Annotated in this window: 22 protein-coding genes and 1 pseudogene; 2 read left to right on the top strand and 21 right to left on the bottom strand. The window is 38.2% G+C overall.

Annotation, left to right across the window (positions count from 1 at the left end):
- Positions 1 to 76 precede the first annotated feature (76 nt).
- The 3 genes from HMPREF3112_RS08990 to HMPREF3112_RS08980 form a co-directional block, all read right to left on the bottom strand.
- Positions 77 to 1,459, bottom strand: coding sequence for a DUF349 domain-containing protein (locus HMPREF3112_RS08990; RefSeq protein WP_070439367.1), 1,383 nt, complete (start codon positions 1,457 to 1,459; stop codon positions 77 to 79).
- Positions 1,460 to 2,083: 624 nt separating this feature from the next.
- Positions 2,084 to 3,301, bottom strand: coding sequence for a tyrosine-type recombinase/integrase (locus HMPREF3112_RS08985; RefSeq protein WP_001291561.1), 1,218 nt, complete (start codon positions 3,299 to 3,301; stop codon positions 2,084 to 2,086).
- Positions 3,302 to 3,382: 81 nt separating this feature from the next.
- Complete coding sequence (locus HMPREF3112_RS08980; RefSeq protein ID WP_000814511.1) at positions 3,383 to 3,586, bottom strand: excisionase; 204 nt, start codon at positions 3,584 to 3,586, stop codon at positions 3,383 to 3,385.
- Between HMPREF3112_RS08980 and HMPREF3112_RS11795 the strand changes: the two genes are divergently transcribed.
- Positions 3,570 to 3,821 carry a hypothetical protein gene (locus HMPREF3112_RS11795; protein WP_001845478.1) on the top strand — a complete coding sequence of 84 codons (252 nt, stop codon included), beginning with the start codon at positions 3,570 to 3,572 and terminating at the stop codon, positions 3,819 to 3,821. The two genes, HMPREF3112_RS08980 and HMPREF3112_RS11795, sit on opposite strands and share 17 nt — an antisense overlap.
- A gap of 225 nt (positions 3,822 to 4,046) precedes the next feature.
- Here the strand turns inward: HMPREF3112_RS11795 and HMPREF3112_RS08975 are convergent, their stop codons facing one another.
- On the bottom strand, positions 4,047 to 4,277 hold the full coding sequence (locus tag HMPREF3112_RS08975; RefSeq protein ID WP_000857133.1) for a helix-turn-helix domain-containing protein: 231 nt from the start codon (positions 4,275 to 4,277) through the stop codon (positions 4,047 to 4,049).
- The gene (locus HMPREF3112_RS08970) at positions 4,274 to 4,696 is read right to left on the bottom strand and encodes a sigma-70 family RNA polymerase sigma factor (RefSeq protein ID WP_000804885.1); all 423 of its coding nucleotides are present in this window, start codon (positions 4,694 to 4,696) and stop codon (positions 4,274 to 4,276) included. The genes HMPREF3112_RS08975 and HMPREF3112_RS08970 overlap by 4 nt, the downstream gene beginning before the upstream one ends.
- 504 nt (positions 4,697 to 5,200) lie before the next feature.
- On the opposite strand from HMPREF3112_RS08970, the gene HMPREF3112_RS08965 reads away from it, so the two are divergent.
- Positions 5,201 to 5,554 (top strand): helix-turn-helix transcriptional regulator, encoded by a 354-nt coding sequence (locus HMPREF3112_RS08965; RefSeq protein WP_001227347.1) that lies wholly within the window; start codon positions 5,201 to 5,203, stop codon positions 5,552 to 5,554.
- Positions 5,555 to 5,613: 59 nt separating this feature from the next.
- Here the strand turns inward: HMPREF3112_RS08965 and HMPREF3112_RS11135 are convergent, their stop codons facing one another.
- The 16 genes and pseudogenes from HMPREF3112_RS11135 to HMPREF3112_RS08900 form a co-directional block, all read right to left on the bottom strand.
- Positions 5,614 to 5,781 carry a cysteine-rich KTR domain-containing protein gene (locus HMPREF3112_RS11135; protein ID WP_000336323.1) on the bottom strand — a complete coding sequence of 56 codons (168 nt, stop codon included), beginning with the start codon at positions 5,779 to 5,781 and terminating at the stop codon, positions 5,614 to 5,616.
- Positions 5,782 to 5,899: 118 nt separating this feature from the next.
- On the bottom strand, positions 5,900 to 7,819 hold the full coding sequence (tet(M), locus tag HMPREF3112_RS08960; RefSeq protein WP_070439364.1) for a tetracycline resistance ribosomal protection protein Tet(M): 1,920 nt from the start codon (positions 7,817 to 7,819) through the stop codon (positions 5,900 to 5,902).
- A gap of 15 nt (positions 7,820 to 7,834) precedes the next feature.
- Positions 7,835 to 7,882 (bottom strand): annotated as a pseudogene (locus tag HMPREF3112_RS11950) (hypothetical protein); the annotation flags it as partial.
- A gap of 313 nt (positions 7,883 to 8,195) precedes the next feature.
- Complete coding sequence (locus tag HMPREF3112_RS08955; RefSeq protein ID WP_001224320.1) at positions 8,196 to 9,131, bottom strand: conjugal transfer protein; 936 nt, start codon at positions 9,129 to 9,131, stop codon at positions 8,196 to 8,198.
- On the bottom strand, positions 9,128 to 10,129 hold the full coding sequence (locus HMPREF3112_RS08950) for a bifunctional lytic transglycosylase/C40 family peptidase (RefSeq protein ID WP_000769868.1): 1,002 nt from the start codon (positions 10,127 to 10,129) through the stop codon (positions 9,128 to 9,130). Before HMPREF3112_RS08950 ends, HMPREF3112_RS08955 begins: the two co-directional genes overlap by 4 nt.
- On the bottom strand, positions 10,126 to 12,303 hold the full coding sequence (locus tag HMPREF3112_RS08945; RefSeq protein WP_000804748.1) for a CD3337/EF1877 family mobilome membrane protein: 2,178 nt from the start codon (positions 12,301 to 12,303) through the stop codon (positions 10,126 to 10,128). The genes HMPREF3112_RS08950 and HMPREF3112_RS08945 overlap by 4 nt, the downstream gene beginning before the upstream one ends.
- 2 nt (positions 12,304 to 12,305) lie before the next feature.
- Positions 12,306 to 14,753, bottom strand: coding sequence for a conjugal transfer ATPase TcpF (locus HMPREF3112_RS08940; protein ID WP_000331160.1), 2,448 nt, complete (start codon positions 14,751 to 14,753; stop codon positions 12,306 to 12,308).
- Positions 14,737 to 15,129 carry a conjugal transfer protein gene (locus HMPREF3112_RS08935; RefSeq protein ID WP_000723888.1) on the bottom strand — a complete coding sequence of 131 codons (393 nt, stop codon included), beginning with the start codon at positions 15,127 to 15,129 and terminating at the stop codon, positions 14,737 to 14,739. The genes HMPREF3112_RS08940 and HMPREF3112_RS08935 overlap by 17 nt, the downstream gene beginning before the upstream one ends.
- 88 nt (positions 15,130 to 15,217) lie before the next feature.
- The gene (locus HMPREF3112_RS08930) at positions 15,218 to 15,715 is read right to left on the bottom strand and encodes an antirestriction protein ArdA (RefSeq protein WP_000342539.1); all 498 of its coding nucleotides are present in this window, start codon (positions 15,713 to 15,715) and stop codon (positions 15,218 to 15,220) included.
- 116 nt (positions 15,716 to 15,831) lie between these two features.
- Complete coding sequence (locus tag HMPREF3112_RS08925) at positions 15,832 to 16,053, bottom strand: hypothetical protein (protein ID WP_001009056.1); 222 nt, start codon at positions 16,051 to 16,053, stop codon at positions 15,832 to 15,834.
- Positions 16,054 to 16,095: 42 nt separating this feature from the next.
- Entirely contained in the window at positions 16,096 to 17,301 is a 1,206-nt protein-coding gene (mobT, locus tag HMPREF3112_RS08920) for a MobT family relaxase (protein ID WP_000398284.1), read from the bottom strand.
- A gap of 22 nt (positions 17,302 to 17,323) precedes the next feature.
- Positions 17,324 to 17,476 (bottom strand): hypothetical protein, encoded by a 153-nt coding sequence (locus tag HMPREF3112_RS11125; protein WP_000879507.1) that lies wholly within the window; start codon positions 17,474 to 17,476, stop codon positions 17,324 to 17,326.
- A 2-nt stretch (positions 17,477 to 17,478) separates the two neighbouring features.
- Complete coding sequence (locus HMPREF3112_RS08915) at positions 17,479 to 18,864, bottom strand: FtsK/SpoIIIE domain-containing protein (RefSeq protein WP_000813488.1); 1,386 nt, start codon at positions 18,862 to 18,864, stop codon at positions 17,479 to 17,481.
- Between the two features lie 28 nt (positions 18,865 to 18,892).
- Positions 18,893 to 19,279, bottom strand: a complete 387-nt coding sequence (locus tag HMPREF3112_RS08910) for a YdcP family protein (RefSeq protein ID WP_070439361.1) — start codon at positions 19,277 to 19,279, stop codon at positions 18,893 to 18,895.
- Positions 19,280 to 19,294: 15 nt separating this feature from the next.
- On the bottom strand, positions 19,295 to 19,609 hold the full coding sequence (locus tag HMPREF3112_RS08905) for a YdcP family protein (protein ID WP_000420682.1): 315 nt from the start codon (positions 19,607 to 19,609) through the stop codon (positions 19,295 to 19,297).
- Positions 19,610 to 20,091: 482 nt separating this feature from the next.
- A complete protein-coding gene (locus tag HMPREF3112_RS08900) occupies positions 20,092 to 20,274 on the bottom strand; it encodes a competence regulator inhibitor paratox (RefSeq protein WP_070439358.1) in 183 nt (60 codons plus the stop codon).
- Positions 20,275 to 21,196 lie beyond the last annotated feature (922 nt).

Below are 21,196 nucleotides of genomic sequence, written 5' to 3'. Positions count from 1 at the left end.
ATGAAAAATTCTGGATGTGTTAAAATCGCGAACAGGTCAAGGACGTGGTAATCATCAATTATATTGGAAACACAATCTATAATTTGCTTTCCATGTCTTGAATTGCTATTTCAAGTTCTCTAATCTTGGAATTTTTTTCATCTATCCACCGGTACATATTATTGATATGCTCTTGATTTCTCATGTTACTCATTTTATATTGAAGTTCACTGATTTGCCGTTCAAGATTTGAAATCTGATCTCTCTTACGATTGATAGCTTCATACAATTTTCTTCGCCATTCCTGTTGTTTTCGCTCATTATACAAGCGTTTTCCGGACCAAAAGCTATCTTTAGCACTTTGAAATAGATTCCAAAGCTGGTGCTCATTTATCTTTCCAGCGGAGCCTATGTTTCTCCATTCACGATCAAGTTCTTTCATGCGCTCTGTAGTCTGCACAGAATAGTCACTGCTGCTGGCAATATTTGCAGCCTCTTGTACAATCTGTCCTTTTCGGCTAGCATTTTCTTGGAAAAGTCTGTCTTGTTCCTCATAATAAATACGTCTACGATTGAAGAAATCCTGTCGAATACTATTAAATTCATTCCAAAGACTATCATTATATTCCTTGCCAACACTTCCAATCTCTTTCCACCTATCCATTAATTCATGGAGTTTATCGCCAGTTCGTTTCCAATCTGTTGAAAACTGAGAAACGCTCCTTGCTTCTGAAATCAGTGCTTGTTTCATTTGTCTGTTTTTGTCACGTTGTTTATCTAAATCACTGAAGTATTTTGAACGACGATCATAAAATGTTTGTTGAGCAGATTTAAACTCAATCCATAGAATTTCATCATCTTTTCCAGCAGAACCTATGCCTTTCCATCTATCAAAAAGTTTTTTAAACTGTTGCCCTGTGGATTTCCAATCGGTTGATGCTGATAAAGTTCGAGCTTCCGAAATTATACTTTGCTTGGTAACTTTATTTTTTGAACGATTACTCTCTCGTCGTTCATAGAACGTTTTTTTAGCGGCCTGAAAATCTTCCCATAGTTGTTTTTCTTTTGGCGTTCCCCAATTGTAAACCTTTTTCCATTCATTAAATAACTGCTTAAATTTAGGTGCAGCGGTTTTCCAATCATTTGACAATGATAAACTCTTAGCCTGTGAACAAATCTTTTCTTTTTCTATTATGTCAGATTCCAAATCAGAGAGGGCATTGCTTCTTCGGCCACGACCATATTCTTGCTGACCACCTTCATGAATAGGATGTCTCCATGATAACATCTGATATATTCCATCTATTTCTATGGCAAGCCAATGACCGTGTCCATCAGAATTGCTTTCTGGAGATGTGGGTCTTCCCCTGTTGTCACGAGCACCGTATAAAACTTCTATCAGTTTTGCACCAGATGAATGGGTTCTTTCTCTAACTTTGGCATATTTATCTCCAAAATTCGGAATACTAGTCCACCCCATAATATCACTCCTTAAATCTATCAAAATACAGTGATTCCAGCTCCTGTTTACCCCTTTGAGCCATTGCTCAAACAAAACATTCTAGTATTGGCGTAATAATCTTCTTTCTACCTAAGCATTGTCTCATTACTTAATCTCTTTAAAGAATACATTACATGCTGACTAAGTATAAAAATCCTTATAACCTCAATTCACTAAAACATTTTCTTTATTATAACACTTCTGCCTATTTAAGCACAATTGTACACAAAATATAAACCGCCGTAGATAGAGCACTTACACTCTTAACTATGGCCTTATAAATCTTCCTCTGTTCCTTCTAAAAACTTAATAGTGATGTTAGTATGATTTTAAATAATCAATATAGGTCATATCATGTTCTATTTTCATTCTTTTTTAACATACTACTAGATTTAACTTCATTCACCAACACCTCCTATTTTTATGCATAAACAAAGTATAAATTTCTAATTATCTTTTTATATTTTCTTAAATGCTCGTAAAGCCTTATTCTATGTGCTTTCGAGTATTTTTACTGTAGGAAGATACTTCACGTTTCTTTGCATATTTCCTCATGTCTTAGCTGTCAGAAGTGGTAAATAAGTAGTAAATTCATTTGTACTACTAAGCAACAAGACGCTCCTGTTGCTTCTCTTTATTCAAGCGTTTCATTTCTGCCATTGCAGAATCGAATGTTGCATGTGCGTAATAGTTCAGCGTCATGGCTATATTAGCATGTCCCATAATGTACTGTAATGCCTTTGGATTCATTCCTGCATTTGCATAGTTGGTACAGAATGTATGTCGCAAACTATGTGGAGTGATGTGTGGCAATTTATCCTCGTTATACTTATTGTATTTCTTAACAAGACCTTTCATCATGCCGTTGTAATCACTTGCCACTTTTGGATAGTTCTTTCTATTAAGAAAGAGGAAATCACTATATCCATCAATCTCAACACGCTTATCATTCTTTCGATTCGCTAACACTCGCTTAAATGCTTGATAGGCTTCTTCAACCATAGGAACTTGACGTTCGCCACTTTTGGTCTTTGGTGTTTCAATGTAGTACCCAATTTCAGTATCTCTCAATAGCTGATGGTCTATATTGACAAGACGATTCTCAAAATCTAAATCTGGAAGTGTCAAACCACCAAACTCTGAAATACGAAGACCTGTTTTTAAGAGTATCAGAATTTCATCATAATTTTTGCTGTAGGTTTTATCAGCTTTTGCAAAGGCTAACAGTTTTTCTTCCTGTTCTTCTGTTAGTACGGTCTTAGGGACAGTATCATCATCAAGAACTGCTTTCAGTTGAAAGTCAAATGGATTCTTCCGAACACAATCATCTTGTATAGCAATATAGAATGAAGCCTTTAAAGAACGTTTGTAGTTATTGATGGTTTGATAAGCATAACCATTTTCACTCATTCTAATAGCCCATTCTTTAGCGTCTGATGGCTTAATACTGTCAATACTTCTTACACCTAACTTGTCTTTCTTCAAAATATCCATAAGATATTTGCGTCCAGTTTCAGTGTTTTTTCTAACCTTTGGTCTTTGAGCGTTCTGTTTTGCGTAAAGCTGGCAGAGTGTCATTTTCTTTCCTACAACATCAATACCATCATGAATGTCTTTCTGTAACTCTGCGATTTTCTCTCTAAGTGAGATACAATCACGCTTTCCTGCTGGTACTCGGTCTGTAGCCACAAGTTTCCACGAGTAAACAAATTGCGGTTCTCCAAATGAATCTATATATTTGTATAAGTATCTTCCGTCTTTTCGTTGGCTCTCTCCAGTCTTTAAGATTCGACCTTTATTGTCACGTCTTTTTTCTGACATGGCATTTGCTCCTTTCCTTTATGGAAAGAGCCTTGATACGACTTAATACTATTTTATCATATACAAGACCCTTTGGCGACGCTAGATTGCGTCCAATGTATCTATAATTTTTTCAAATTGTTTTCGTTTAATCTGAATACGATTGCCATTCATAATCAGCCAATTTGCATTTTTATTTTCCTCTGCCAAGCGTCGTAGCTTGTTTTCGCCAATACGAAAATATTTTGACGCTTCTTCAATGGTTAGGGTATAACGTTCCCAAATAGGAATGTCAGTCTGCTTCATAAAATCCTCCTTTCCAAATCACTTATTTGGATTTCATAAAAGTTGTTTTACCAGCAATCGAACAGCTTTAGCAAAGCTCACGGGAGTTCCACCCCTGCATGGTTCTCATGTAGCCATACTCATTGCCTGCGACGGTTTTATCACGCTCGGACTATTGACTGTATGGGAGTATCATTATCACGATAAGAATGTCGTTGCAGGCAATCCTGCTAAAGATTGCTTCTCGGATCACTAACATGAATCGCTCGCTATCTTTATAAGATAGGTCATGGCGGTTAGTTCCGTTGGCTCTTTTCTTATCGAAACGTATTCGATTACTTTTATTCAGTTTTCAAAGAACAATGGCTCGTTAGCCTATCAAAACACATTGAAAGCTCAATATGCTTTGGTGGAATAACAAACCTCCCTGTTCGGGAAGCGTGGAATGGTTTAGCACGCTTCCACGAAAGGAGAGAGGATATTACTTAATTTCAAATGACAAAATCTTTGTAATCAGTCTGGTTTCCATTCTTCCACGTAAGACTTCATCAACGACCATACTTTGATTGCCATATTCATCTTTCATAAGTCGTAGGGAACGCTTCGTTATGTACCCTCTGTAATGATGTAGAATCTGGTTAATCGCTTCGGTATCGCCATCTGTTGCCTTTACAATGAGAGGAAAGGGAATCATAGGATATTGTGTTTTCATTCTTCAAATTCCTCCATAAACTTTTTAATTAAGGCTAGTCCACTGGTTCTATGCCGATAGACAGTAGAACGGTTCAATTTCAACAGGTCTGCAATTTCTGAATCGCTCATGTCCATAAAGTAAAACAGCAGTAGAATTTCACGTTTCTTGTCTGGCAACTCACGTAATGCTTCACTCAACAAATCATTTTCAACGCCTACTGATAACCCATTGAGTGTAAAAATCTGAAAGTCAGTTGAATAGTTATCTGTTGTCGCAAACTGGCTAACAAGATAATCGCCAACATCCGAAAAGGACACCTCACGCTTTGCAATCCTTGAAAGATAAAGCATATAATTCTTTCGCTCGTCTTCCATAGCACGTTTACAGATATAGTCAAACTGATTTTCTATTGTGGTCTGAAAAGAAGATGGTTTCATGTTTCTCACCCCCTTTCTGTCTAGGAAAGGAAGTGAGCCTTGCTCGTTTATCTCCTTTCACTCTTAGTCCCAATGTGAAAGGGGGATTTGTTGCATTACTGATAAATAAACTTTGTAAAAAAGTTCTGAATAGCCAAAAAAGCATATAAACAGATTTATTTCTCTGTTTACATGCTTCTGTTATTCTATCTATATGATTTATAAAACCACATTGGTGGACGTACTTATCTATTGCAGATAGACGACTTTTTTTGACAAGAACCCAATGTAAGGAAATTTATTGTATATGATGTACTTCATGGCGACGTTGACCTCCAACAAACCGCCATTTGGAAGTAATATACAATATTTTAACAGCGTAAATAGCACTACCATATAACGGTTTTTTTTATTGGCGTTTAGTAGTGCTTTTTATTAAATATAAACCTATAAACCATATAACACGTTTTTCTATACCTGTTTTTAATTCAGTAGGAACAATAAAATGTATAGAGGTGGTCTACTATGCGTAAAAAAGAAGATAAATATGATTTTAGAGCCTTTGGTTTAGCCATTAAAGAAGCTCGATTGAAACGAGGTTTAACTCGTGAACAAGTGGGAGCATTGATTGAAATTGACCCACGGTACTTAACTAATATTGAAAATAAAGGGCAACACCCCAGCATACAAGTTCTTTATGACCTTGTATCGTTACTTCATGTTTCCGTTGATGAATTTTTCTTACCTGCTAATAACTTGGTAAAAAGCACCCGACGATTACAGATAGAGAAATACATGGATAGCTTTACAGACAAAGAACTATCCTTAATGGAATCTTTAGCCAGCGGTATCAACGAAGCAAGAAACATCGAAGACTAATTAAAAGAATCCATACATAACGGAAAGAGCCGATAAAATGAGATTGTATTAATCTCATTTTATCGGCTCTGCGTCTTTGCGTCTGGCTCTGTAATCACAGTTACTTTGAACTGCTTTATTTCAATTAAATTTTCTTGTCTGCATTTCGGACAATAGAGGGGGAATTTTTTTAATTCAGTATCTTCCCTTATCTTTAATCGTGTTTTATTTCCACATACAGGACACAATATCCACTTGTAGTTTATAATAACTATCTCCTCCTTTACACTTTAATTCAAATCTTTATTAAAAAATATTTCATCTTATTTAACAAGAAACCATATTTATATAACAACATAAAATACACTAAGTTATTTTATTGAACATATATCGTACTTTATCTATCCGACTATTTGGACGACGGGGCTGGCAAACAGGTTCACCGGTAGTAACATGGTACCCTTTTAACTCTGTTAAACAAACACTACGTCCATTTGTAAAGAAAGTTAAATCACTACGATATTCTTGAATACACCGAGCAGGGATTTCTCCACTAAGAATGACCTCATTATTTTTCAATTGAGTGTCTACGATGTTCGCACAATATTTAGGAGCATCGTTGTATGCTCGTGAAAGATATTCCTGTGGCGCATAAATTTTAAAACTAAGATATGGCTCTAACAATTCTGTTCCAGCTTTTTTTAAGACTTGTTCCAATACAATAGGAGCAAGCATCCGAAAATCTGCTGGGGTACTAACAGGGCTATAGTATAAGCCATACTTAAAACAGATTTTACAGTCCGTCACATTCCAACCATACAATCCTTGTTCACAGCCATAGCGTATCCCCTCCATAACTGCATTTTGAAACGATTGATTTAAGTATCCAAGAGAAACCGAGCTCTCATACTGTACTCCGCTCCCTAATGGAAGCTGTGCTACAGATAGACCAATGGAAGCCCAGAAAGGATTCGGTGGAACTTCGATGTGAATGGTATACTCTGCTTTTTTTAACGGTCTTTCCATATAAATGACTGTAGGCTCTTTTATTTCTATCTCCACATGATACTTTTCTTGCAGCAGAGCACAAGTCACTTCCATTTGTACTTTCCCTAAGAAAGAAAGTATGATTTCATGTGTCGCAGAATCCACATAATATCGCAGAAGCGGGTCACTGTCGGAGATTTCTAAAAGTGCATCAAGTAACATTTCCCTTTGTTGAGGTTTGCTCGGTTCAACAGTCGTTTGCAGCAGAGGGAGGGGATTTTCAATTCTCTCTCTCTGTGGCAATAGCTTTGTATCTCCAAGAACACTATTTAACTTCAAAAACTCATTCTGCAAAATAACAATTTCCCCGGAATAAGCCTTATCGATTTTACATAATTCACCATTTATTGAAGTATACATTTCTGTAATTTTTATTTTTTCCTTTTCCGATATTCTAACCGGATCTCGCAAATGCAGTACGCCACTATAAAGACGTATATATGCAAGACGCTGTCTTTTTTCCGAATACTCAATTTTGAAAACTTTTCCGCAAAGTTCAGACTGACCTCGATGTGTTGATGAATAAAATTTATTCGTAATCACTTCTATAAGGTTATCAATCCCTATATTGTTTTTTGCACTTCCGTGATAAACAGGGAACAGGGAACAATTATGAAATCTTATGCTTTCCTCTTGTTCGAGTTCTAATGCTTCCAATAATTTCCCAGACGTATATTTCTCCAAAAGGTAATCATTTCCTTCTATTACCATATCCCATTGTTCAGATTCGGTAAAGTTCATTACACGCATATTAGGATGCAGTTCTACCTTCTGTTTGATTACAATTTCCGCAGAAAGTTTCTCTTTAATATCCTGATAAACCGTTGATAAATCAATTCCATTTTGGTCAATCTTATTGATAAAAAAGATTGTGGGAATACCTATTTTCCTAAGTGCATGAAACAATATACGAGTTTGTGCTTGTACGCCATCTTTTGCAGAAATCAGTAGAATTGCCCCATCTAATACTGATAATGAACGATATACTTCTGCTAAAAAATCCATATGTCCTGGCGTGTCTATGATGTTCACCTTAGTATTTTTCCACTGAAAAGAGGTTATCGCCGTCTGAATTGTAATTCCTCTCTGACGTTCTAAAAGCGTATTATCCGTTTTCGTTGTACCTCTGTCCACGCTTCCTAATTCTGTAATCGCTCCACTGTTATATAATAAGCTTTCTGTTAAGGTAGTTTTTCCCGCATCAACATGAGCTAAAACTCCAATATTAATAATTTTCATGTGATTTTCCTCCATTCAAAAGCCCAAAAGGGCATAAAAATCCCAGTGATAAATACTCTTATCACTGGGATTTTTATGCATAACCATAGGCATACAAAGCATACAGATATTCTCCGGATACTTTAGAATCACATGATAAAGGTATTCTTAAACTGGGTACAAAAAACTAAGCCCTCCTAAAAAAGGACATCCAATTATTTGTTCCCACTATCAAATTGACAGTTTATTTAAGAATACCTTGCCGCATATTTATTAACTCCTTTTAAATAGATACTTAAATAATAGCACGTAAGAGCATATTTGTAAAGGAATCTCCAATTTTTTATCAAAGAGAGTACGTGATTACAAAATAGCTGTAATAATGTACCAATATTTGTTATTCTATAATCTTCCAATTACTCCCGTTCTTTTCAAGTACCAAATCAAATTGAGATACCTGCGTTGCTTTGGTCTGCTGGTCGATATACTCCACTGTCAGCGATACCGTGACTTGATTATCCTTACGATTGTGAATAGGATTTACCAGTTCTTGAAAGATGTACTCTTTTCCGATTGGTTTTAATATCCCGTCATTCACATAGTAGGAAAGTTCACTGGCTGTCGCTGTAGGATAGAGCTTGAAGAACGTCGTTAAAAACTCATTGATTTCATTGGTTGTAATGGAATCAACCGTCCCCTCACTTTCAATGGCTTTTGGTTTATAACTTGATTTCTTAGGTATGTTGGTAATGGTCGGATTCTTAACCAGTACCATATTTCCAGAACCATCTACATAGACACTCACTATATAAGCAGAGTGGACGGTCTTTGTATTTTCTCCCTCTGTAATGAGCTGGTCTACACTGTAGGTTACATTAAACTCATTGTCGCCAGTTGGCTCTACCGTCCATATCTGAAATCCTCTTACAGAAGACGATACAGGAATATCTTTGCGTACTGTATCAACATTGAGAGCTTGAAGTTCATCTGTCAGATAGCCTTTTAGACTTTCCATTCGATTATCAATGGACTTATCGGATTGCTCCCATGAATAGTAGACTTTCGCAAAGTTCTCTACAAAATTTTCTACATGATGAGTATCAACGTATTCCTTTTCTATGATAGTTGTTTCGTGAATAGTATGAGTATCTATAGCTGTAAAGTGCTTGAATATCGCAAAGCTGAAACTAAGCCCTAAAAGTACCCACAAGGCAATCACAACCTTTTTATGAGGATTGACCTTATAGTAGACACGAGGTTTCTTTTCCTTTGGTATCTGTTTTTCTTTATTCTGATTTTTTCTAAATTTCATCATTAAATCTTCCTTTCTCATTGTTTGATTCGTCCTGCTCCCACTAAATGCTGTTGCCAGTAGGGGCTTGTTAAGTCGGCATAACCGATTGGGTCGCCTGCATGAAACATACGGTTATTGCCAAGGTATATCCCAACATGAGTAATATAAGAGCCAGCGTTATAGGTAGAATGAAAGAAAACCAAATCGCCAGCTTGTGCTTCCGATAGTGGGATATGCTGGGTCACATCATATTGCTGTTGTGCGGTTCGTGGTAAGTTAATTCCAGCTTTTCCATACGTCCATTGTGTCAGTCCGCTACAATCAAAAGAAGTAGTCGGGGAAGCTCCACCGTAAACGTATCGCCAGCCCTCATATTTCAGTGCTTCGTCCATGATGGCTTGTACCGTATCATCATCAAACTCTGTTGTGACAAGATACTGCGTTACCAGTTGCACATAAAACATATTGCCATAGTTGTATCGCCAGCCCCCATTGATAGGTATGGCTATGGGATTGGGGTAAGACACTTTTTCGCCACCTGAATACTCTTTTGAGAAACTTTGAGCCAGTTCAAAGGTATATTTATTTCCACGATTAGCCACATACCCTAAGAAACCACCACCATAATTGTAGGACTGGATAACCGATTCTAAATCTACACTGAGCCTTTCGCTACTGGCTAATAATTCACTGAAATACTTCACACCTTGCTTAATGGATTCTTCTGTACTCAATGAATTAGGTGGAAGACCGAGGGATTCCGAGGACTGCATAACATCTTCCGCAGTACCGCCCGATTCCACCTGTATAATCGCAAGAAGTATGTTGACATATTCTTCAACGCCATATTCTTTGGCATATTTTTCTACCATAGGCTTATGAGCCAGCACTTCTGCGGAAACATTCACACCTCCATAATGAATATTGGAAATTCCGCTGTCCTGTTCATCTGAAAATAAAATGGCAACAAACAGAAGCAGTGAGAAGACCATCAAGAATAATCCAGAACCACCAATCACTAAAGTTTTCAACTTCATGGTTTCTTACCGACTTTCTTAATGGTGGCGGTTTTGATTGGTGGTCTACTTCTTGTATTTTGTAGTGGTACTCTTTGAACAGTAGACGGACGTTCTTTTGTGATTGGACGTTGTGAAGTTCTATCTGCTGTAGTGGTTGAAGTTGCTGGCTTTTGAACGGTTTTTTCTTGAACGGTATTGCCTTGGCGTTCCACTTTTGGACTTGAAAAATCGGACTTAACTGCTGGACGCTCTTGTTTGGCTTGTTGAGATTCCTTATATGAAGTCTGAATATTAGACTGTTTTGAGGTCTGTTCATCATGATATTGTTCTTGTCTTGTAGTCGGTCTTTCATGAACAGAAGAAGCAGGCTGTTTTTTCTGTTTGACCTGTTCCATTTCAGAGCGACGCTTCGCAATGGTTTTTCGCCTTTGTTCCTGCTGTTCCTTGCGTCCACTGGCTCTGTCCGCTTTGGTTTGAGAAATACTACTGGTTAAATCACGGACATTCTCTTTTACTTTGGATTTTCCTTGATATACTGCATATCTTGCATTGGTCGGCAAATCTTTAACCTGTTCTTTCAAACCACTAGCAGTGTCTACCATTCTGTCTTTGGTATCAGCTACTGTACCGATGGTTTGACCGATACGTTTTCCAAGTGTTGATTTTTCCTTTCCGTCTGGTCGGGAGTGATCTGCTTGTGTCCTTGCAGAACTCCCCGAACCCGACTGTCCTTTTTTACCTGTAACAATGGCAGACCCAGCCCCTAGAGTAGTCATGGAACGTCCAAGTTTCCGCTGTAGACGGTGCATGTGAGCGTGCATAAGCATACGAGGTTTTCTCATCACACGACTTCCCACACTTTGAGAATCGTTACTCTGTAGAGAAAACATACTCATTAAATCGCCCAGCTTGAAGTAGATTCCTGCAAAGGTCACAATCTGTAGAAAAGCAATCAAAAAGAACGGATAACCAGCCGATAAGGTATAGAGCATGGTTGAAATACTAAATGCTGTCGTAATAATCAATGTGATTCCAGCTCGTGTCAAAATGGTATTAAAGAGCTTTGTTATGGCTCGTTTTGACATACCATCAAATGATGGAATCATGCTTAAAATAAAGCTCACAGGCAGAAACATAGCATAGATGATAAAAAGTACCTGCGAGAAAATCATGATTCCTGTTAATAGGAATACAAATATGGAAATCCCAATATTGAAGACAAATAGGAAGAAGACTGTACCTAAACGGTTAATGGTCTTTGTAATGGTTAGATTGGTATTGCTTCTGTCTTCAATTTCTTCCGCAACAATTTTTTCTCTGTCTTCGCCATTGTTGGAATCTGGGCTGGTGGAGAGCAGGCTTTCCACACGGTCAATACCGATACTTTCAATGTCTGAACTGTTGTATTGAAGCAGTAGCCACGGTTGCTGAACCTGTATGGAAAACAGGCTATCTCTGATTAAGTCCACGCTGTCCTTGCCTTGACTATCGGAATGGGGCATGACAATCTTCGTGCCAAGTGATAAACTGGCATTACTGATGTCTGATGAAAAGTCATTGATTTTTTTAATGTAGTCGGGAGCGTAGGCAATAAAGGAAGCCGATAGGATAAACACCAGCACAAAATTCATAATGGCATGAATTGCCTTTGTGGTTTCTCTCTTTATCAGTCCCGTATAGGCAACATAAACCCCAAGAACCAAAATCAAGAGTAAGAGGAATCCAACATAGAAACCCTCTGTTGAAAATCCGTTTGCACTCACACCAGCTAAGGTCTGCATATTCTTACCAATGGAATCTGCTGTAGCGGAAATGAAGTCTAAGGAATAGGCTTCCTGTACTAAGTAACCTGTCGCATTGGAAACATACAAACTGATTGTCCAAATAAAATTGGTAATGGCATATAGTCCATACATGACCTGTTTTCCAATCCCGTCCGACCAGTTCCACGGAAGCCAGCCCCAGCTATTATCCACATAAAAATCCAGTTGATAGTTTTCAAGTGGGTATCGGCTGTATTCATTTGCCACATTGACCGTATCATCTACCAAGCCCGCAGCTTGAACCACCGTTCCCAGCATGGCTAAAAGAAAAATGGCAATCACAAGTGTGAAAGCCACTGTCATTGCCACTTTACCTAGACGTTTCAGCGTCCAGTTTGATTTTATTCTGTTTACTATTGATGGTTTCACATTTACACCTCTTTTCGCACAGGTGGTCTGGTATCAAAGGCATGGAGCAGTTCTTCAAATACAGGGTGGAACTGTATCACACCGACACGACCATATAAATCACTGATAAGGCATTGCCCGTTTTCCAAATCACGCAATCGCTTCTGATTGTTTTCGTCCTCTGGGTCTACACCAAAAAAGGCTAAGGTCTTTTTAATCTCGTTAAGGTCAGTGGAACGAAATGCAAATTTTAAGCCGAGGTTATTTTTCAGTTTTTCATCTAAGAGGTCGTCTGTATTTTGGGTCACGAAATATACCCCAGCGTTCATAGCACGACCAGCCCGAACCAGCTTCATAGATAGTGTTTTTCCTTGTGCTACCTGTAAAAAGCTCCATGCTTCGTCTAAATCTACAATCTTGAAAATGCTTCGGTCTGTATGGATAAAGTCTAAAGCAAAGGTACTAATGACAATCAGCATAGCAACGGATAAAAGCTCCATAGTGGTATATTCCTCAAAGGAAGTTTCCTTGTCGGGAAGTACCAAGTCCGCAACCTGTATAATGTTCAGTTGTTTTTCTAAGCTGATAGACTGCTCCACATAACCATTACTGAATAATAAATGTGCAAAGTCATAGTCTGTAAAACTTTCGATATGGTCGGCTATACTGGTACTTAGTGGCGTATTCTCAACCCGTAATTCCTCAATCACTTTCATCAACCCTCGTACTTCACTATTGGTTACTGCACGAATGGCTTTTCTAAGGATTGGGAAGCGTTCCCCATCACGAGAGGAAATCCCCGTAAGGAATGTCAGAATATCAATAGCCAGTGATTCAGAATCTTTGGGATTTTTCATAATCACATAAGGGTCAAGTAAGCCTTTGTTTTTCTCATCAGAAGTCAGAGTGACGATATTGATTTCATGGGAAATCTCTGGCAAGGTTTCTTTCCATCTGCCACGTTCTGCTTTTGGGTCTACAATCACTGCTTGTGCCCCATAAAGCACCGCATAATAGACGATAAGGTTATTCGCAAAGGATTTACCACCACCCAGCGAACCAACAAAAGCCGACGCTAACGCATTGGTTACTGAACCCTTAACCCCTTGACTGGCAAGAGCAGGTTTCAGATAGACATTGCGTCCAGTATCTAAGCTGTAGCCAACATAAATCCCCTCATTTTCCCCCAGCATTTGAGTAGCACCAAAACCTAAACCAGCGAGGAAATCAGAGGTCACGTATTGAATATAATCATTCATATAACGCTTGCTGGCAGGTAAAAATTCTTCATGTAAGCCGAGCATATCCCCAAATGGTCGTACCAGTTTTACGCTTAAATCGTCATAAAAATCTTTCACTTCATTACAACGACGTTTGAGTTCGTCAAGATCATTTGCTGATACCCTTACCACATAAGACAGCTTGTACATAGATTCCTTGCTTTGGTCTAAATTGGTTTCCAGCTCATTCACACTTTCCAGAGCTTCCGCCACATTGGAGCTGGTTTCATTATCACTTTGCCAAGCGTGGTTATCCAAGTCTTTCAGTTCTTTCTTTTTATTGCGGACAGTAGATAGGGCTTTACGATTCGCTACAATTTCCACATTCATTGACGTATCAATCGGGAATGTAAATTGCTGTTGCTGGTAGTAGAAGATTTCAGAGGACGGGAAGTCCAGTTCTCCGACAATGCTGTTAATGGTAAAGTAAGCTACATAGACGGTTTCATCTTCCTGCTGGATTTTCAAATATCGCTGTTTTTCTTCCACCAAACAGCGAGTAGGCTTAATCAAGTCATAGTATTTAATCAGCGTTTCATTATCCAGCTTTTTCTTTGATAGATGGTACTCATACTCTTCATAGGCAGTGCCTGTCTGTCCGTAAAGGTGTTCAATCAGATAGCCGAAGTCGTCCTTATCTAACCTGCGGATTTTGAAACGACGAGAGATTTTATTTTCTAAGAGCTTTTCCATCTTCTGAAAACGCAGGATTTCATCATTACTCATACTAACAAAATCGCCCATCAGCTTATGGTTCACATCATAGACAAAATCAGACAAAGCATTTTTTGCTTCAACGGTAAGACTTTTCATAGAAAACTCCTGATCGTTGAGAAGCAACTTAAAGCCGATAAAGAAACGGTAGTTCACTTGATTTTCGCCAATCATGGATATTAAAGCGTCTGTCTGTTGGTCGATTTTGTCATAGGCAACCGCTTTGAGCTTGCCAGTGACTTCATTTTTGGAACGCTCTTGTGCAGAACGTATGCTGGATTCTGTACTGATTTGTAAAGCATGAATTTTGCCATCACGATTTTGTGCGATAAGCTGTCTGAAAGAATCATGCACTTGTATTTTCTGTTCTGGACTTAGAAATGAGTAATTGTAAGGAACAAGCTCATAGTAAGCATAACATTCCCCGTCTTTATTCCAGACGAGATTGTTTTCAATGTATTTAATTGGATATGCCATAAAATTCACTCCTAACTGCTGTAATGGCTTCTTGTGGCTGGTTTCTGCCAAGCGTTACTTTTTTTCCTGCATAGGTCAGCTTTGGTCGCAGTGCATAAGCAATGACAGACTTCAAAAATCCATAAGGCTTTTTACCATCAAAAGTTTTTGTAGACATAAACCATGTGAAAGCCACAGGAATCCCAAAGTATTTGAGAAATGCTCCCTCTATCATGGAAAGAGGGGGCAAGTTGCCAAGTATCATCACTGCAAAGAGTGACACGACAAACCATGTCATTTGCGTAAAGGTTATGGGAAACGGAAGTCTAAAATCATTGATAGAATACAGTACCTTTTCCACAGACCAGATACTGGTATAGCTTCGTATTTTCTTCATGTAATCAATCCTTTCATAAAAAATAGGGGTAGCTGATTGAGCCACCCCGTAAAATAGAAAATCTGCCAGTAGTAATGTACCGACAGATTTAATAGACGATTTCAAAAATCCCATGATTGGTTGAGATAAACGTTCCTGAAAGGTCTAAATCCCGACCATAGGCTTGATAATCAATATAGTTTTGAAGACTAGCTGGTACTTCGCCTAAAGCACCCGTTTCTTCAATGTAGTAGCGTGCCACGTCATACATATCATCACAATCGGAATGAATGATAATATCCTCTTGATGTTCGCTTAGTTCTTCAATGCTTGAAAAATGAGTGAGCAGAGCAGATAGCTCCGATTGTAATTCTTCGGGTAATTCCGATACCATTTCCCATAGTCGATTGAGTTCGCCAATGGAAGTGTATTCGTCAACCGTAAAGGGTAACTCGTAGTCATGAATGGCGTATTCCTCATATTCATCATTCAAGCCGATTTTCTCTTTGACTTCCTCAAAGTCAATGGGAAAGGTAAACCACGCACCGACCAATTCGCCCTCATTGTATTTGCCTAAATTCGCAATATAGACTTGCATATCGTCCATATATTCACGTCCTTTCTTTGTAGAGATTCAAAAATCCCTACCGCACTTCGTTTGGTGTACCATTCCTTTGCGGAACATAAGAAAACCACTTATATTCCACAAAAGAACGGTTTTATTTAAGCACCAATAATGCGATTGAATAGCTCTAGTAAAATGTCTTTTACTCCAGCAGCGTTGAAGACTAAGCCAACCGCAATAATCGCAATAATTAAAAAGCCAATCAGTTTGCTAAACTCACGCTTGAAGCCAAGATACAAGCCAATCACAACGATTGCTAAAAGCACCAGTGATTGAGCGTTTGATAGAAACCAGTTATAAAGGTTTTGTCCAAAATTCATAAAAATGTTCTCCTCTCTATATTCAATGAATTTGTATTTGAGTTATTTTTTTGTTGTTATCACGTCCTGTTCTTTTACTGACTGTTGCTTCAAAATCTGCTTGTGTCGGTCTGTCAGTTTCGCATGGTCGAGAATGTCTTTTACAACCTGCGTCTGGTTGATTTCATCAAGTTTAATCGCAACCTTTAAGGTCGGGGCAACTTGATGAGATAGCCAGTTCAGCGTCCTTTGGAAGGAGTAAGGCTCTGGTTTTGTGGTTAGTTTTAATCGTTCACGATTGTTCCCAATAAACCAAGCCCATTCTTCATTCAGTTTCCAATCAGAACGAGGTTTGGAATCGTCTTTATCTACAAAACGGATATACCGATTGATAATTTTAAAGGCGGTATGCTCTGGATTGTCATAGACGAGTAAATCACGGACTGCATAATAGGCACGCTCATTTTTCAATCGAATCTCAAAACGGTTTTTTACTTCTGCGTCTTCAATGGGAATATCATTTTTCTTGTACTGCTCGTAGTCCTTTTCATAGATACAGAAATAAACTTCACTTTGTAATGAACCGATATAGAGGGTGTTTCCCATACATTCCTTTTCCTCTTTGCGTACCAGTTCGCCACTGCGATAGCTTTTAAAACTGCGGAAGACGGAGATACATTCTTCCTGTTGGCACTTTTCAGTGAGTACAGGGATATTCAAAATCCCTGTCTTATCGTTAATGGCAAGGTCAAGGCGTTTCATCACACCGCCAGCCACCAAAACGTCCATAAAGAACTCATACCAGCTTCTTTGTTGTGCCAGAAGATAGCTTTCAAATTGTCTGCACCCACGACCTTTCAATTCCACCAGAACTCCTTTGTCCAGTTCATGGGAGCAAAGGACGAATATGTCGCCTAAAGCATAATGCTCTGAATAAGAATAGAAACCATAGTCCTCATGAAGAAAATAGGACAGTTTCAGTTGTAAGATGTTTTCGACCACCTGCTGTACGTCTGTTGTCGGAAAGCGAATCCTTACATAATCAAACAGCATTTCAAGGGGAGCGTCGGGATTGAAGCGTTCCAGAGCTTCCCAAAGGGACTGCTGTAAATCCTCTGATGGCTTGACTTTTCCTGTTTCAATATCGCTTAGATACTGCCTTGTAATACCAGTCGCAACAGCTAAACGGTTTTGAGATAGTCCATAAGCCAAGCGTTTTTCTTTTAAATGCTGTAACCAAGTTTGTTCATTCAGTAAAAATCCCTCCAATCAAAAAGGCGTATGTCAACTTTTAAAGCCCATTTGACATACGCTGAAATTTTGTAAATCCCTTGTAACCAAAGGATTTTCTAATGTTTTTTTGACTGTTTCCTGTCGATTTGTACCCCCCTGTTAGATACGGGGGGTTAAGTGCTGGCGTGGCTATTGCCACACCAGCCAGCAAGATCAGTCCACACCTGCGACTTCCGCTTCGCACGTCGCCTGCGTGGACTGTCTGCTGTTGGATAACTTTTTAATTTCCTCCAAGAAATCATATCCTTTTGGTACAAGGGGAGTATAAAACTCTGATATGACACTTGTTCCTACATCAACATAGCCACGACCTTTGATTCGCTTTAAGAAGAAATCCTTTTGTACGTCACTGCCAAACATCATGCCATAGCCCATTTCAGACATACGACCTAAAGCCACTCTGAAATTAAACTGATCACGGATTCCGTCGCCTAAATATTTTGCGTCTGGACGTTGACAAGCCAGTATTAGAAAGAAGCCAGCTTGACGACCTAACATGACAATCTGTTTCAGCTTATTCATAACTGCGGTGTTTTCTTTTGTTCCCAGCATTTCCATGAAAGCGACGTATTCATCAAAGATTAAGAAGTGTGCCGGGAGACCTAAGTAAGCATAATTTTTGCCAGTCTTATAGTTCTTCATCTGCTTCATTTCCTCACTACGTTTCATCATTTCTTCATAGAATGTTTCAATGCAAGAAAGCAAGTCTTCTTTTCTATAGTAGACATTTGCCATCACAGAACCTAAGTCCGCAAGGTCAGCATTTTTCGGGTCAAGAATATACAGTTTTGAATCTGTATGAAGCAAGGCTTCAATCAGTGTCAGTATAAAGTAAGTTTTACCGCCACCTGTACCACCAGCAATCAACATATGAGGGAGCTTATCATATTCCCACCATACGTTTTTCATTAAGCGAAGTTTACCATCTTTAGCTTCTACTTCATCAATAGAAATACGACTGGCTATGGTGTCATAGAGCAAAGTATATTCCACATAGGAATCCTTTAACTCTTTATCCGTCAGCTCACAGTACAAGCCACTCTCTAATTTCTTTTCCAAGTGTAAGAGTTGGTCTTGATATTTTCCCAGCGTGATTTCCACCCGTATCTGTATCAAGCCATTTTTAAGTCGATAATACATTTTAGGGAAGTAGGTTATCTTTTCCTTTGTACGACCAGCACTATCTTTAAAGAAACCCTCTGTTTTGACCTGTTCAGATTCATACCACTTGTTTTCAAGTATCATCTTTGCCAGTTTTTGACGGTGGTAAAGTTGTTTAACCGTATCATAGCGAACCCGTTTGAATACAAACGCTACCAGCAAGCAGATAAGAATTGCGACACTGAAACTGATAATTAAATAGGGAATGTCAATCTTATCTGCTTGTGATAGGTTAAAATCCTGCCAGTTGATCTGCTGGATTGTCTTCACATGAAACAGTCCGACAACCAGCAGGAAAACAGGCAGGAGTGACGCTATCGTAAAATGAAAGACTAAATCTTTACCAGATGGGCGAATCCTTTTACCACGCTGTTTCATGCGAAAAAGTCTCCTTTCTACCTAGCGACTATTTGTCTTGTGTCGGTTCTTTCTTTGCTTGTGGTTGAGCTTTGAATGAACTAGAATCCTTTGTCAGCACAATATCGTCTGCCTTGATATACCAGTCAACATCTGCTCCTTGATAGGTGGCAGTAGCAACGGTGTCCGCAATGGGATTGATAAGTTCCACCCGTGCGTTATAATCAAACTCTTTCAAAGGCACGCTGGCAGGAATACTTACTTGAATCATGCGTCCTTGTCCTTTGGATTTTAAGTCATAGGTACGTTCCTTGATTTCATCTGAAACCGACCCGTCTTCATTTTGGATTCTCACTTCACGACGTAGAGCAGAGAATTTCAATACTCCAAAAGTCGTGTCTTTATCTAATACAATGCCATTTGCTAATCTCATCATTTTTCCTCTCTTTCTTTATTCTTTTATCATGTCGTCAGCATGTAAAAGGTAATTTGTAAAACCACGAGTGCCGATTTTGTAGCCCTCTGCGGTAATACGTGGATTGACTAACTTCACACGTTCCTCAAAGCCGAAATGTTTTTCGCCAGCTTCAGCAGGAAGCACCACCACAATATCATCTGCTCTTTGAACATCAGAATAGAGATTATAGCTTCTTGATAAGACAGTTAGCCGTCCGTTGATTCTTCGCTGAACGACTTTATCCTCGCCAGCAAATTCTAAATTGCCGAATGTTTTTTCCATGTTGGGAATCACAAATTTAAGTTCCATATTTTTACCTATCCTTTCTTTTTTATTGGCTGAATGAATGTTTGATGGTCTTAAAGAGTGGGGAACGACCTTTTGATTCTTGATTTTTTGTTTTCATAAGTTCACTTCCTTTCAAAATCGGGTAAAAAAATAGACACCTCATTTTTTGAAGTGTCTACCTATTAAATATTCAAATTTTATTGGAAGTATCTTTATATCTTCACTTTTCAAGGATAAATCGTCGTATCAAAGCTCATTCATAAGTAGTAAATTAGTAGTAAATTGAGTGGTTTTGACCTTGATAAAGTGTGATAAGTCCAGTTTTTATGCGGATAACTAGATTTTTATGCTATTTTTTATATAAAAATTATAGCAAAAAGGTAAAACCTAAAGAGAATATAGCGCCCAAATAATTCCATTCTCTCTTTAGGTTTTACCAATTAATACAGCATACTATACTAAATATTAAACAATTTATTTTCGAAATAAAACATTCTCATATATTATTCACTCAATTCTTCAAGGACAGCTTCTAAATTCTCTTCTGTCACTATTTCTCCCGGTTCTAATTTCTCTCCCGGCAAGACATAATCATGGATTTTACCATTTCGTCGAACAATACTGATTTTATCGCCCTTGATAAAACCTCTTTCTATCGCTTCCATTACTTCATCATATGTCATCATTTTTTTACCTCCTATTTTCTACAATATATCTATTCGTAAAAGATTTCAAAAAGTAACAAAAAAAGCACTTAAAGTTTTTAAACTTTAAGTGCCTATTTTTTTCTACTATCAATAAGCTTTAGCTTAGTTTTGCAAAGATTCCCAATGTAATGCTATATCAACAAGGAATGCATAGGCAACTAAATCCGCTACTGATTCCCCATTTATAAGTTGATTAACAAGTTCGGACGTTTCATCTGACTCTTCTAGAGTTGTCTCTTGTGCCTATGACAGCTGTTCTTTATTTTTTCAAGTAAAAACATAAATAGATTGATGTTTTATGCTTATATCCGATAGCTTCTTACGCTTTCCATTGCTTTATTTTGTATCATTCTTGTCCTTACTTATTAATTTTGCTCAAATCACTGTCACCAACAGACCGTCATTTGTACCTTGCTCTTGACCGAAGGCCAACTTTTATGCTATTATTTGCATAATGAGAGGATATCGTAGGACGTCTGGTAACAGAGCGTTCAAAGGAAGTTGCTTTAGTAACTTCGGGTGCGGTGCTACCTTCAGCTTCGGGCTGTAAAGAACCCTTACTGACATTGGTCCTCTCCTTTTTATTTGCTCTTAACCAAGGTTAGGAGCTTTTTATTTTATATCTTAGACATCTTTAGCCGCTTATCGGTTGAATATCATCAACCCACTTTCCCCTTTAAATATGTCATTGATTATCTGACATCTATATTTTGGTGCGAAAATAAATTGATACTCATAATTCCATGTAGTATGGCTAAATTATTATCTTATATCTTCTAGCAAGATAATCACAGACTTCTCTTCGTTTAGATAGAGTTGAACTACTCTTAGTTTTTTCAACAGATTTTGGACTTCTTTTGGGCGGCAATTCACTTCTAGTGAATTATAGTATTTTCACTGT

The sequence above is a fragment of the Streptococcus sp. HMSC10E12 genome, from assembly GCF_001807855.1.
GTDB classification, from domain to species: domain Bacteria; phylum Bacillota; class Bacilli; order Lactobacillales; family Streptococcaceae; genus Streptococcus; species Streptococcus salivarius.
Note: the sequence above shows the minus strand (reverse complement) of the source record. Positions and strands in the feature narration are given on the sequence as shown.